General features: G+C 70.8%; 15 protein-coding genes and 1 tRNA gene. 6 read left to right on the forward strand and 10 right to left on the reverse strand.

The genetic code is table 11. From position 1 onward, the window contains the following. Positions 1–108 precede the first annotated feature (108 nt). The 4 genes from AB0H43_RS24445 to AB0H43_RS24460 all read right to left on the reverse strand — a co-directional run bounded on the left by AB0H43_RS24445 (position 109) and on the right by AB0H43_RS24460 (position 3,817). A tRNA-Val gene (locus AB0H43_RS24445) sits at positions 109–180 on the reverse strand. A 261-nt stretch (positions 181–441) separates the two neighbouring features. Then, a complete protein-coding gene (locus AB0H43_RS24450) occupies positions 442–903 on the reverse strand; it encodes a peroxiredoxin (RefSeq protein ID WP_360002679.1) in 462 nt (153 codons plus the stop codon). A 42-nt stretch (positions 904–945) separates the two neighbouring features. Then, positions 946–1,383 carry a DUF3052 domain-containing protein gene (locus AB0H43_RS24455; RefSeq protein WP_360002681.1) on the reverse strand — a complete coding sequence of 146 codons (438 nt, stop codon included), beginning with the start codon at positions 1,381–1,383 and terminating at the stop codon, positions 946–948. Between the two features lie 130 nt (positions 1,384–1,513). Beyond that, positions 1,514–3,817, reverse strand: coding sequence for a thiamine pyrophosphate-dependent enzyme (locus AB0H43_RS24460; RefSeq protein WP_360003146.1), 2,304 nt, complete (start codon positions 3,815–3,817; stop codon positions 1,514–1,516). 56 nt (positions 3,818–3,873) lie between these two features. On the opposite strand from AB0H43_RS24460, the gene AB0H43_RS24465 reads away from it, so the two are divergent. From AB0H43_RS24465 to AB0H43_RS24475, 3 genes are all read left to right on the forward strand, one after another. After that, a complete protein-coding gene (locus AB0H43_RS24465; protein ID WP_360002683.1) occupies positions 3,874–5,283 on the forward strand; it encodes an MDR family MFS transporter in 1,410 nt (469 codons plus the stop codon). Positions 5,284–5,357: 74 nt separating this feature from the next. Further along, on the forward strand, positions 5,358–6,215 hold the full coding sequence (locus AB0H43_RS24470; protein WP_360002685.1) for a hypothetical protein: 858 nt from the start codon (positions 5,358–5,360) through the stop codon (positions 6,213–6,215). A gap of 30 nt (positions 6,216–6,245) precedes the next feature. Beyond that, positions 6,246–7,820 carry a DUF4139 domain-containing protein gene (locus tag AB0H43_RS24475; RefSeq protein ID WP_360002687.1) on the forward strand — a complete coding sequence of 525 codons (1,575 nt, stop codon included), beginning with the start codon at positions 6,246–6,248 and terminating at the stop codon, positions 7,818–7,820. Positions 7,821–7,827: 7 nt separating this feature from the next. Here AB0H43_RS24475 and AB0H43_RS24480 read toward each other — a convergent pair whose 3' ends face one another. Next, positions 7,828–8,076: a hypothetical protein gene (locus tag AB0H43_RS24480; RefSeq protein ID WP_360002689.1), complete on the reverse strand. Its 249-nt coding sequence runs from the start codon at positions 8,074–8,076 to the stop codon at positions 7,828–7,830. Between the two features lie 104 nt (positions 8,077–8,180). Here AB0H43_RS24480 and AB0H43_RS24485 point away from each other — a divergent pair, with 104 nt between their 5' ends. Next, positions 8,181–8,486, forward strand: coding sequence for a hypothetical protein (locus AB0H43_RS24485; RefSeq protein WP_360002691.1), 306 nt, complete (start codon positions 8,181–8,183; stop codon positions 8,484–8,486). 1 nt (position 8,487) lies between these two features. On the opposite strand, the gene AB0H43_RS24490 is transcribed toward AB0H43_RS24485, so the two are convergent. Genes AB0H43_RS24490 through AB0H43_RS24510 form a run of 5 tightly spaced genes read right to left on the reverse strand, consistent with a single transcriptional unit; the run spans position 8,488 to position 11,256 of the window. Then, positions 8,488–8,754 (reverse strand): DUF4235 domain-containing protein, encoded by a 267-nt coding sequence (locus tag AB0H43_RS24490; RefSeq protein ID WP_360002692.1) that lies wholly within the window; start codon positions 8,752–8,754, stop codon positions 8,488–8,490. 60 nt (positions 8,755–8,814) lie between these two features. Beyond that, the gene (locus AB0H43_RS24495; protein WP_360002694.1) at positions 8,815–9,306 is read right to left on the reverse strand and encodes a GNAT family N-acetyltransferase; all 492 of its coding nucleotides are present in this window, start codon (positions 9,304–9,306) and stop codon (positions 8,815–8,817) included. Further along, positions 9,303–10,112 carry a PhzF family phenazine biosynthesis protein gene (locus AB0H43_RS24500; RefSeq protein ID WP_360002696.1) on the reverse strand — a complete coding sequence of 270 codons (810 nt, stop codon included), beginning with the start codon at positions 10,110–10,112 and terminating at the stop codon, positions 9,303–9,305. The genes AB0H43_RS24495 and AB0H43_RS24500 overlap by 4 nt, the downstream gene beginning before the upstream one ends. A gap of 9 nt (positions 10,113–10,121) precedes the next feature. After that, positions 10,122–10,763, reverse strand: coding sequence for a class F sortase (locus AB0H43_RS24505; RefSeq protein ID WP_360002698.1), 642 nt, complete (start codon positions 10,761–10,763; stop codon positions 10,122–10,124). Beyond that, complete coding sequence (locus tag AB0H43_RS24510; protein WP_360002700.1) at positions 10,744–11,256, reverse strand: hypothetical protein; 513 nt, start codon at positions 11,254–11,256, stop codon at positions 10,744–10,746. Before AB0H43_RS24510 ends, AB0H43_RS24505 begins: the two co-directional genes overlap by 20 nt. 26 nt (positions 11,257–11,282) lie before the next feature. Here AB0H43_RS24510 and AB0H43_RS24515 point away from each other — a divergent pair, with 26 nt between their 5' ends. Together AB0H43_RS24515 and AB0H43_RS24520 are read left to right on the forward strand one after the other, a co-directional pair. Continuing rightward, entirely contained in the window at positions 11,283–11,945 is a 663-nt protein-coding gene (locus AB0H43_RS24515; RefSeq protein ID WP_360002703.1) for an MOSC domain-containing protein, read from the forward strand. Between the two features lie 10 nt (positions 11,946–11,955). Continuing rightward, positions 11,956–12,603 carry an HAD family hydrolase gene (locus AB0H43_RS24520; RefSeq protein ID WP_360002705.1) on the forward strand — a complete coding sequence of 216 codons (648 nt, stop codon included), beginning with the start codon at positions 11,956–11,958 and terminating at the stop codon, positions 12,601–12,603. The last annotated feature ends 133 nt before the right edge of the window (positions 12,604–12,736 follow it).

A 12,736-nucleotide genomic window follows, 5' to 3' on the forward strand; every position in this document is an offset into this window, starting at 1 on the left:
CGCGGGGGGCTGCCGCCCGCCCCCGCCGCCCCCCCCGCCGCTCGTGGCGCGCGGCGGGGCCCCCCGCCCCCCCCGCCCGCCACTCGCACTTCGGCGAGGTGAGAGATGTGGGCACGGCTGGGTTCGAACCAGCGACCCTCCGCTTGTAAGGCGGATGCTCTTCCGCTGAGCTACGCGCCCGTCCGCAGGCGCGCTGGCCCGGGGAACCTGGGAAGTCTACCCGATCGGCGTGATCTTGCGCGAACGCCATTCGCGCCGCCGGACGGGTTGCGTTGATCCACATCCCGATGCGTGTCGCTGGAGAGCCCGAATACGACACGAACCGGGATGTGGATCAACGCTCGTCCGGACAGGATCAGGGTTCTCGGTCGAATCTTGTCCCAAGATTCGACCGAGAACCCTGATCCTGCGGGGGAAGCTGAGCGGGGAAACGGGCATGGGCTAGAGGGCGGCGAGCGCCTTGAGCCACTCCTCCGGGTCCCGGGCGTCGCCGGGTTCGTTCACGGCGGCGTATCGGATGATGCCGTCGACGTCGACGACGAAGGTGCCGCGGTTGGCGTACCCCTTGTCGGCGTTGAACACCCCGTACGCCTGGGCCACCGCACCGTGTGGCCAGAAGTCGGCCAGCAGGGGGAATTCGTAGCCTTGGTCGATGGCCCAGGTTTTGTGGGCGTACGCGGAGTCGACGCTGACGGTGAGGACTTCGGCGAGGTCGGTGAAGTCGGCGAGGTTGTCCCGGAGGACGCCGAGTTCGCCTTGGCAGGTGCCGCTGAAGGCGAGCGGGTAGAAGACCAGCAGGACGTTGCGGCGACCCCGGAACGCGGAAAGCCGAACTTCCTGGTTGTTCTGGTCTTTCAGGATGAAATCGGGCGCGACTGAGCCCACGTCCAGCGAACCCGCCATGGCAACTCCTCACAAGGCAGGGAAACCCACAGGAAGAAAGACCTAACGCTTCGAGCGCGCCGCCTTCGGCGCGACCAGACGGGCGGCGGCCCAGTCCTTGCCCGCGCTCAGCGTCGTGGTCTGCGCGAGTCCGGCGGTCGGCGCGGACTCACTGATGTCGCTGGGCTCGACGTGACCCTCCCGGCCGGCCTTGGGCGTCAGCAACCAGACCACCCCGTTGTCGGCCAGCGGAGTCAGGGCGTCGACCAGCAGGTCGACCAGATCCCCGTCGCCGTCGCGGTACCACAGCAGCACCGCGTCGACCACCTCGTCGGTGTCCTCGTCGACCAGCTCCCCGCAGCGGTCAATCAGCGCGTCACGGAGATCGTGGTCGACGTCTTCGTCGTATCCCATCTCCATGACCACCATGTCCGGCTCCACACCGAACCGGTCCGCCAGGCTGCGTACGCCATCGGCGGCCTGACCAGCGGTCGCGCTCACGTTAGAGTGCCTCCCTTTCGACTTCGCCGCGTCAGCTAGACGGGGCCGACCGGCACACACCGGTCAACGGGTAGTTCACACAGTTCTAGCCCCTTGCGCAAGTGGCGCACCGATCGGGGCGGGGACAAACTCACACGGCGAGCAGGCTACGCGCGGCGGACATGATCATGTCTTCGTTCACCAGGACCGTCTTGGCGGCCGGTCCGAGCGGGATGTACGTGTCGGCGGCGGCCACCCGGCGGACGGCGCCGACGTAGCCCGCGTCGACCAGCGCCGCGAGGACGCCTTCGGCCACTCCTCCCGATCGGCGGGTCTCGTCGACGATCAGGACTCGGCCGGTCGCCGCCGCTTCGCGTACCACATCTGCTTCGGGCAGCGGGGACAGCCAGCGCAGGTCGACCACGCGCGTGCCCACCCCCTGGGCGGCGAGCTGGGCCGCGACCCGCAGCGACATGCGCAGGCCGTTGCCGAAGGTGATGATCGTGAGCGCGTCGGCGTCGCCGACGCCGTAGGTGCGGGCGCGCCCGATCGGGACATGCGTGGCGCCCCAGCGGTTGGGCGGCGGGTATTCGGCGAGCCACTGGCCGTCGCCGGATTCGTAGAGGTCACGCGTGTGGTACAGCGCGATGGGCTCGATGAAGGCGCTGACCGTGCCGTCCGCCTGCGCCGCAGCGAGGCAGGTACGCAGCATCGCGGCGGCGTCGTCGGCGCGGGCCGGGCAGGCGATCACCAGGCCCGGGATGTCCCGCAGCACGGCCAGCGAGTTGTCGTTGTGGAAGTGGCCGCCGAAGCCCTCCTGATACGCCAGTCCCGCGATCCGGACGACCATCGGGTTCCGATAGCGGCCGCTGGAGAAGAACGCCATGCTGCCCGCCTCGCCGCGCAGCTGATCCTCGGCGTTGTGCAGGTACGCCAGGTACTGGATCTCCGGCACCGGCAGCAGGCCGCCGAGCCCCGCGCCGTTGGCGAGCCCGAGGATGGTCGTCTCGTCGAGCATCGTGTCGAAAACCCGACTCGGCCCGAACTTCTCGCGGAGGCCCTTGGTGACCCCGTAGACGCCGCCCTTGGCCGCCACGTCCTCCCCGAACAGGACGACCGCCGGGTTCGTGACCAGGGCGTCGGCCAGCGTCGCGTTGATCGCCTGCGCCAGTGTCACCGGGCCGGTGGGTCCGGCGCCGCGTTTGACCGACAGCGGCCCCGCCGCGCGCTCGCCGGCCTCGGACACCACCCGCGCCACGCGCAGCGGCCGTCTCGGCGCCAACGGCGCGATCACCTCGGCCACGGTGGCCAGCTTCGGCTCGACCATGACCTCCTCGGCCGTCTTGCGTACCTGCCAGCCGATCTCGTCGTAGCGGGCCAGCAGCTCCTCCGGGGTGGCCAGGCCCGAGGCCACCAGCCGGGCCGCGGTCAGCAGCAGCGGATCACGCTCCGCGTCGGCCTCGATCTCGCGGGCGGTCCGGTAGCCCAGCTCGGCGTCCGCCCCCGCGTGGCCCATGAGGCGTACCGTGCGCAGGTGCAGGACCGCCGGTCGCCGGTGGCGGCGTACCCAGTCGGCCGCCTCCCGGGCCGCGCCGTAGGCCTCGGCCAGGTCGGTGCCGTCGGCCTGGGAGTACCGCAGGCCCGGCTTCGACCGCAGGCTCGCCTCGATCCAGCCCGCCGGCGACTTCACGCTGATGCCGATCCCGTTGTCCTCGCACACGAACAGCACCGGCAGCTTCAGCCCACTGTGGTCACACCACCCGGCCGCGTTGAACGCGGTCTGCGCCGACGCGTGGTTCACCGACGCGTCGCCGAACGAGCACACCACCACCGCGTCGGCCGGCCAACTGCCCAGAGCACCGGCCACATGCGGTTCCAGCTCCGATGATCCGACTGGTACGCGAGCCGCAGCGCTCTTCTTGCGGTGAGCGGTCGCCGCAGCGCGGGCGCGCTCGATCGCGTACCCGATGCCGACCGCCCGGGGCAGGTGCGACGCGATCGTGGAGGTGATCGGCACGACGTTGAGGCCGCGGTTGCCGAAGACCTTGTGCCGGCCGCCCGCGATGGGTTCCTGCGCCGACGAGACGATGCCCCGCAGGACGTCCCGGACGGGGTCGACGCCGGAGTCCTCGGGCTGCCCCGCGCGGACGCAGTAGAACGCGCCCGACCGGTAGTGCAGCAGGGCCGGGTCGCTGTAGCGGAGCGCCTCGGCGACGGCGGCGTTGCCCTCGTGGCCGGAGGACCCGATCGTGTAGAACCCCTCGCCGAATCCACGCAGCCAGCGCGCCGCCAGATCCAGGTGGCGGCTGGTCATCTGCGCGTCGAACAGGCGCAGCGCCCGATCCGGCGACAGCTCGCCCCACCCGGCCGTGGGCTCGGCCGGAACGGGCAGGGCCGCGACCGTCTTCCGGAACCGCTCGTCGAGATCTTGAGGAGTCGTCACGTTGGCCAGCATCGCGCACCGATGCGACATCAGCCAGTCACCGGACTGCCGAGGCATACGATCGGAACGTGCGGAGTATCGAGCAGACCGGCCGAACGCCCATTACCCGAGCCGATGTCGGCTTCCGCTCGGACCGCGGCCCGCTGCTCATCTCCCTGATGCTGTCCATCGGCCTGGTGGCGATCGACTCGACCGTCATCGCCACCGCCGTCCCCTCGGTGGTCGCGAGCCTCGGCGGCTTCCACCAGTTCCCCTGGCTCTTCTCGGTCTACCTGCTCGCGCAGGCCGTCACCGTGCCCATCTACGGCAAGCTCGCCGACCTGTTCGGCCGGAAACCGATGATGCTGCTGGGCATCGGGTTCTTCCTGGCCGGCTCCATCCTGTGCGGCCTCGCCTGGTCCATGGTCGCCCTGATCGTCTTCCGCGCGGTGCAAGGGCTGGGCGCCGGCGCCATCCAGCCGATGAGCATGACCATCGTCGGCGACGTCTACACGACCGCCGAACGAGGCAAGGTCCAGGGCTACATCGCCAGCGTGTGGGCCGTCTCCTCGGTGGTCGGCCCGACGCTCGGCGGCGTCTTCTCGCAGTTCGCCGACTGGCGGTGGATCTTCTTCATCAACATCCCGCTCTGTCTGCTCGCCGCGGCCATGCTCCTGCGCAATCTCCGCGAAGACGTGGTACGCCGGAAGCCCGTCCTGGACTACCGGGGCGCGGTCCTGCTCACGTCCGGCGTGACGCTGCTGATCCTCGGGCTGCTCGAAGGCGGGGAGGCGTGGCCCTGGGCGTCGTGGGCCGGGATCGGCGTACCGGTGGCCGGGCTGGCGCTGCTCGTCGGCTTCGTGCTCGTGGAACGCCGGGCGGCCGAACCGGTGGTGCCGTTGTGGGTCTTCCGGCGGCGGATTCTGCTCACCAGCAGCCTCGTCTCGGCCGGCGTCGGAATCGTCCTCTTCGGACTGACCTCCTACGTGCCGACCTATGTGCAGGGCGTCCTGGGGACCGGTCCGCTCGTCGCCGGCTTCGCCCTGGCCACGTTCACCCTCGGCTGGCCGCTCGCAGCGTCGCAGTCGGGGCGGGCGTATATGCGGTTCGGGTTCCGCACCACGGCGATCATCGGAAGCTCGGTGGCGATCACCGGCTGCCTGCTGACCACCCTCCTGGGTACGCACACCCCGGTGTGGGTGGTGGGCGCGGTGTGCTTCGTCGTCGGCCTCGGCATGGGCTGGACGGCCGCCCCCACCCTCATCGCCGCGCAGACGACCGTCGGCTGGTCGGAACGCGGGGTGGTGACCGCGGCCAACTTGTTCTCCCGCTCGGTCGGCGGCGCGGTCGGCGTCGCCTTGTTCGGCGCGGTCGCCAACTTCGCGCTGCCCGACCTGGCCGCAGCGTCCAGCCACGTCTTCCTGTCGATCGCAGTCGTCGCGATCCTCATGGGGGCTGCGGTGGTGGCGATGCCGCGTACGCCGGTCACGGCTCAGTAGCGCGGCGTCGAGGCGCGACGCGCGGCACGCCGGTATTCTGGCGATTTGCCGGATTTGGCGCAAAAATGGAAATCGTGAAGCGCTGGAGCCTGCTCGCCTGCACCCTCCTCCTCATCGGACTCGGCAGTCCGGAGCCCGCCCTCGCAGCGGACGCCGTTCTGGTGGGAGCGGGCGACATCGCCGCCTGCGGCAGCGGCTCGGCGCGTACGGCGAAGCTGCTGGACGACATCCCGGGCACGGTGTTCACCCTCGGCGACAACGTCTACCCGGACGGCAGCGCCCGCAACTTCGACCGCTGCTACGACCCGACCTGGGGCCGCCACCGCGACCGGACCCGGCCGACCGTCGGCAACCACGACTACCGCACCGATGGCGCCGGGCCGTACTTCGCGTACTTCGGCAAGAGCGCGGGCGAACCCGACCTGGGGTACTACTCCTACGACCTCGGTAGGTGGCACGTGGTCGTGATCAACTCGAACTGCGACCAGGTCGACTGCGACAAGCAACTGCGGTGGCTGGACGCCGACCTGACCGCGTCCAAGGCCACATGCACCGTCTCGATGTGGCACCACCCGCTGTTCACCTCCGGCCTCGATCACCGGCCGGCGAAGTGGATGAGCCCGTTCTTCCAGACCCTGTACGCCCACGGCGTCGAACTGAACCTGAGCGGCCACAACCACAACTACGAGCGGTTCCAGCCGCTCGACGGGGACGGCCACTCCGACCTCGACCGGGGTGTGCTGCCGATCGTGGTCGGCACCGGCGGTGCGTCGCACTACGGCTTCGACCGCGTACGCCCCCACTCGGTCGTGCGGAACGACGACACCTACGGCGTGCTCAAGCTGAGCCTGCGCGCCGACTCGTACGCGTACCAGTTCGTGCCGGTGGCCGGGAAGTCGTTCACCGACTCCGGCTCCGGAACATGCCACTGAGGGTGTTCGGAGGCGGCTACAGTGCACGGGATGAGCGCCGTCGAGATCGCCGCCCCGATCACCGCCGTCACCGTCTTCCCCGATCGCGCCCGGGTCACCCGATCCGGCGTCACCGCCCTGAGCTCCGGCGAACAACAGGTCGCGATCGGCCCACTGCCACTCGGCCTGCTGCGCGACTCGATCCGGGTCACCGGCCGAGGCCCGGCGACCGTGCTCGGCGTCGACCTGGTCACCCGGCGCGCCGCCGAACCGGACGACGAACTCGTGACCGCGCTGGAGGCCGAACTCCGCGAGATCGACGCGCAGATCGCCGGGCTCGCCGACGCCGACCAGGTCGCCACCGCGCGGGTCGCCTTCCTCGAACGCCTCGCGATGCGTACGGCGAGCGCCCTGTCCACGGCTGAGATGGAGCGCGTGGGCGCCTTCGCCGACGGTCTGGACGCGCAGCACACGGAGGTGCTGAAGGCCCGGCGCGAGCGCGAACGCCTGCGCGAGGACCTGCTCAAGCGCCGGGCGGCCGCCGAACGCCGGCTGGCCGACCTCCGGGGCCGCCGTCAGCCCGACCGGTTGCTCGCGGTCGTCACGCTGGCCGCCGACGAGGAGGGCGAGGTCGACCTCGATCTCAGCTACGTCGTCACCGGCGCGAGCTGGACCAGCAGCTTCGACCTGCGGCTGACCGGGGAACGGCTCGCCCTGAGCTGGTACGCCCTGGTCACGCAGCAGACCGGCGAGGACTGGCCGGAGGCCGACCTGCGCCTGTCGACGGCCCGGCCGGCGGGCGCGCTCTCGGTGCCCGAGCTGGACCCGTGGTACGTCGACGTCCACCGGCCGCTGCCGCCGGCGCCCGGTTTCGCCCTGGCGGCCGAGGTCAGCGACATGGCGGTGGGCGCCGCGATCCCGCGTTCGCCGGCCGCCGCCCCTCCGGCGCAGACCATGGCGAAGCGGGCAGCCCCGATGCGGGACTCGTTCGCCGCCGTCGAGCAGGGCCCGGTCGCGGCCACCTACCGTCCGCAACGGCCGATCGCCGTACCGGCCGACGGGACCGGCCACCGCACCGTCATCGGCACTTTCGAGATGCAGGCGCGCCTGGACTACGTGACCGCCCCGGTCAAGGCCGAGGAGGCGGTGCTGCGCGCGACCGTCGTCAACTCGACGACGCATACGCTGCCGCCCGGTCGCGCCTCCCTCTTCCACGACGGCGACTTCGTCGGAGCGACGTCGCTGGAGCCGTGGGCGCCCGAGGAGGAGCGCGAACTCGCCCTGGGCGTCGACGACCGCGTACGCGTGGAGCGGGAACTGACCAAGCGCAGCGCCTCCAAGGCGACGCTGGGCAGCACCCGCCGGACCGAGACGGAGTACGAGATCCGGGTCGCCAACCACGGCGATCACGCGATCACGGTCACCGTCCTGGATCAGCTGCCCGTCACCCGGGACGGCGCGATCACGGTGAAGGAGACGATCGCCGAGCCCGCCCCGGCCGAGCGCTCCGACCTCGGCGTCCTCACCTGGAAGCTGGCCCTGGCGCCGCAGGGTGCGGCGAAGATCCGATTCGGCGTACGCGTCGAGGCGGCGAAGGGTGTGGAGATCGCGGGCTGGCGAGACTAGCCGGGACTCAGCTCGCCTGGGCGATCTTCATGAGGACGAAGAAGACCGCGACGATCACCAGGATCATGAAGAACGCCTGGCGAGTATGCGACATGTAACCACTGAAGGCGGCCTTCTTGGCCGCCTTCGCTTTGGGTACGCCGGCCTTGGCGCCTCTCCAGCCGCTCCGAGCCCCCTTCATTCGCACCCATCGGGCACCCATGAGCATGCCCAGACCCAACCCAATGGCGACGAAGACGACCGCGCCCTCCTTCATGGACACGAAGGTAACGGCACGCTCACCCGGCGTAAATCGGACGATTGCGCTATTGCGTTCAGCCGGGGCACCGCAGCCGACGGAAGATCGCTAAAGTGCCGCCCGTGGACGACCACCGGCTCACCGACGAACGACTGTGCTGGCTCGCGGTACGCGACCAGATCGAGGCGAAGACGCGACCGTCGCTGCTCATGCGCATCCTCAGCGCGGGCAGCAGCCGGTACGGCCACGACGAGGCGCGCAGCCATCAACGGGACCACATGGGCGCGTACGCCGAGGCGGTGTTCGACGCGGCGCAGGAGCTGAGCGCCGACGACCGGCGGATCCTGCGCCGCAACGGCGTCGTGCCGGACTGGTTCCTGGCCCGAGTGCGGGAACTCTACCGGGACGACCAGCTGCGGGACCGGTAGGTCAGCCGGGCCATTTCCCGGTGAGGCGGCGGAAGCTCTGCGCGCCGCCACGGTCGACGGCCGCCTTGACGACGGCGAAGATCGCACCCTGGAGCGCCGCCGCGAGCAGGATCTCCGGCCAGTGGCTGCGTTCGTCGGTCGGCTTGGGCGCGTCCGGTTCGCCGGAGGCCAGCTTCCAGACCTGCTTGAACGCAATACCGGCGAGGACGCCCGCCAGTGCGCCGCCGATGAGGCCCACCGGCTTGTACATGATCTTGTTCGCGTTCATACCTCCCTCCTTCCCGGTTGATCTAGGCGAGAAACGGTCGCCGGGGCAGCCATTTCTCGCCTAGATCGACTGGTCGCCGGGTGAAGACGCGGCGAGCGCGGTCAAGGCCGGGCCGGTCACCCGATAGGGCACCCATTCGGTGAGGGCGGACGCGCCCAGCGACTCGTAGAAGGTGCGGGCCGGGTTCCAGTCGAGCACCCACCATTCGAGGCGGGCGTACCCGCGCTCGACGCAGAGGCGTGCGAGCTCGCGGAGCAGCGCCTTGCCGTGGCCGTCACCGCGGGCGGTTGGGCGTACGTAGAGGTCTTCGAGGTAGATGCCGTGCACGCCGCGCCACGTCGAGAAGTTCAGGAACCAGATCGCGTAGCCGACGACGTCGCCGTCGGAAGAAACCGCCACGTGAGCAAAGACAGAAGGGTTGGGCGCGAACAACGCGGAGGAAAGGTCGGAGACGGTGGCGACTGCCTCCTGCGGGGCTTTCTCGAACAGGGCCAGCTCGGCGATCATCGCGTGGATCGCCGGCACGTCGGCCGGGGTCGCCGGGCGGATCACGGGTTCACCGCCTTCTCCGTCAGGACTCCGTCCAGCACCGTCACGGCGTACCCCTGAAGAATCACGCGCGAGCCTTTCAGCTCGACGCGGACCTGGCCGGACCGCGGCGAGGCCTGGAGGCCGACCAGCGACGTCGCACCGAGGCGCGCGCCCCAGAACGGGCCGAGCGCGGTGTGCGCGCTGCCGGTCACCGGATCTTCCGGTACGCCCACGCCGGGGCAGAAGACGCGCGAGACGAAGTCCTGACCGGAGCCGGGTTCGGCCGGAGCCGTGACGATGACGCAGCGAGTGCCCAGCTCGGCGAGGCCGGCGAGATTCGGCCGCAGGTCGCGGACGGAAAGCGCAGACGGCAGCTCGACCAGCAGGTCACCGAGGTCGCCGGTGTCGTAGACGCCGAGCGGCGAGACGCCGAGTGAGTCCACAAGCGACGGTGGAGGCTCGGTGGCGACGGGCGGGCTGGCCGGGAAGTCCATCGTGATCAGGCCGCCCACGCCTACCGAAGTGCCGAGTGAGCCACTCAGCGTGTCGAACCGTGCCTCGTCGGCCAGACCGTCCTCGTGCAGCGCGTGCGCGGTCGCCAGCGTGGCGTGCCCACACATCGCGACCTCGGTGGCCGGGGTGAACCAGCGCAGCCCCCACTGGTCGCCGACCGGCCGGGTGAACGCGGTTTCGGCGCAGTTCAGCTCGGCCGCGACCCGCTGCATCCAGCCCTCGTCCGGCCAGTCACCCGCGGGCAGCACGCACACGCCCGCCTGGTTCCCCCGGAACGCCTCCTCGGTGAAGGCGTCGATGATCCTGATCCGCATGCTGCGAAGTTAGCGGACGGCGGTCAGGACGGCGAAGACCACCACGTTGTCCCGGTACCGACCGTCGGCGAACGGCCCGCCGCAGGTCACCAGCCGCAGCTCCGCGCGTCGGGCCAGGCCGTAGATCTCCCCCACCGGGAAGGCGTCCTTCTGGTACGCGCGGACGGCCTCCACGGTGAAGACGGCGGTACGCCGATCGGCCCGGTCGACGCTGACCTCGGCGCCGACCGGCACTCTGCCCAGGTCGTAGAAGACGGCTGGACCGGCCGGGGCGGCGTCGACGTGGCCGAGCAGCACGGCCGCACCGACCTCGCCCGGCGCCGGGCCATGGTTGTACCAGCCGACGACCATCGGCGCGGACAGCGGCGGCACTTGAATCTCCCCGGCGTCGTCGATGCCGACCGGGGTCACCTCGGCCGTCACCGCGATGGCGGGGATCGTGAGCTTGACCGGCTCGGAACGGTCGAGTCCGCCGCCGGCCCCCTGGACGCCGCCGATGAGCCCGTGCGTGACGGACACCGGTGGTTCGGGGCCCAAGGTCGCCCAGCCGAGCAGCACGATTCCGGCAATGCCGGCCGTGATCAGGACCGGCTCGGGAATCCTCAGTTTTCCGAAGAACTTCCGGAGGGACTCAGGAACCTTGACGCGCATCTCCTCGCCGCCTTGTCAGCACCAGACCGGCCGCGGCGCTCACGGCCAGGACGACACCGGCGAGGGCGACGGCCCGATGCGTACCGCCGGAAGCCGTGGAACCGTCGCCTGTGGTCGGAGCGCCGTTGGGCGCCACCACAAGGGTTCCGGTGCCGGCCTCCCCGGTACTGCACCACACCTTGAGCTGGTAGGTGCCGGGCAAGGTGGAGTCGGGGACGGTGACCTCGGCGGCGTACGCGCCGGGGCCGGACGAGTCGGGTGCGCGCTTCATGCCGACCTGCGACGAACCGCTGACTGCCTGCGCACTCAACGTCGCGCTGGTCGCGTCGCTGCCACAACCGGCGGTGACGGTGGTGGTGCCGCCGGGACGAACGGTCTCCGGCGAAGCGGTGACGGTCGCGGTGGCTGTGCTGCCGGCCGCGGCGAACGCGGGTGTTCCCATGAGCAGCCCCGTGGCCAGTGAGCTGGCGGCCACTGCGAGCAAGCGGCGCATGACCTCAGGTTAGCTAGGATCGGAGGGTGGCGTATGTGATCTCGGTGAATCTGGGCGTAGCGCGCGAGACCGACGCGTCCGAGGTCGGCGTCACCGGCATCGACAAGCGGCCGGTAGCCGAGCCGGTCTACGTGCGGGACCCCGGCGCCCGGGACACCGGGCTCGGCAGCGGGCTCACCGGCGACGCCGTCTGCGACCGGCGCCACCACGGCGGCGACATCCAGGCGGTCTACGCGTACGCCCGGGAGGACCTCGACTGGTGGTCCGGTGAACTGGGCCGGGAGCTGCCGGGCGGCTGCTTCGGGGAGAACCTGACGACCTCCGGGCTGGACGTCACCGGGGCGCTCATGGGCGAGCGCTGGCGCATCGGCGACGACCTGCTGCTGGAGGTCACCGATCCGCGCATCCCGTGCGGCACGTTCGCGGCCTGGATGGCCGAACGGGGCTGGGTCAAGACGTTCACGCAGACCGCCCGGCCGGGGGCGTACCTGCGGGTGCTGTCGCCGGGGACGGTCCGGGCCGGTGATTCGATCACCGTCGTCCACCGGCCGGACGGCGGCGTCACCATGGGCGAGGCGTTCCGCGCGGTGACCCTGGAACCGGCGTTGCTGCCCCGGCTCCTGACCGCCGACGGGGTCACCGAAGGGTTCCGGGACAAGGCCCGCCGACGGCTGATCGGGCGTTCGTAGAGTGGTAGGCATGATCAAGGCGGTCGTCTTCGACGTCGGTGAAACCCTCATCGACGAAACCCGGATCTGGACACGCTGGGCGCAGCGGCTGGGCGTACCGGTGTTCACGTTCCTCGGCGCCCTCGGCGGCGCGGCCGCCCTCGACCGCCCACACCGGGACATCTTCGAGATGTTCCAGCCGGGGTTCGATGTGGACGACGCCGTCTCAAGATGGGCCGTCGAGGACCCGGACGGACTCCGCGAGAACTTCGACGCCGAAGACCTCTACCCCGACGTGCGGGCCGCGCTGGGCGAGTTGCGCGTACGCGGGCTGCGGGTGGTCATCGCGGGCAACCAGCCACCGCAGGCACGCGACGCGCTGGAGCGCATGGCGCTGCCCGCCGACGCCATCTTCACCTCGGCCGAATGGGGCGTGGAGAAACCGGAACCGGCCTTCTTCACCAAGGTCGCGGAGGTGGCGCGGGCCGCGCCCGGGGCGATCGCCTACGTCGGCGACCGGCTCGACAACGACGTGCTCCCCGCCGCCCACGCCGGGATGATGCCGGTCCTCATCCGCCGCGGCCCCTGGGGATTCCTGCACGCCACCCGGCCGCAGGCCGGCCACGCGACCGTCATCGACTCGCTCACCGAACTGCCGGACCTGCTCGCCCCCCGCTGACGCTTCCGCTCCGCTCTCCCAGCCCGCTCCCCCGCTCCGCTCTCCCGGCCCGCTCTCCCGGCCCGCTCTCCCGGCCCGCTCTCCCGGCGCTGGATCAGGGATCTCGGTCGAATCATGGTCCAAGATTCGACCT

The organism is Hamadaea sp. NPDC050747, from assembly GCF_040654195.1.
In the GTDB taxonomy this organism is placed as follows: domain Bacteria; phylum Actinomycetota; class Actinomycetes; order Mycobacteriales; family Micromonosporaceae; genus Hamadaea.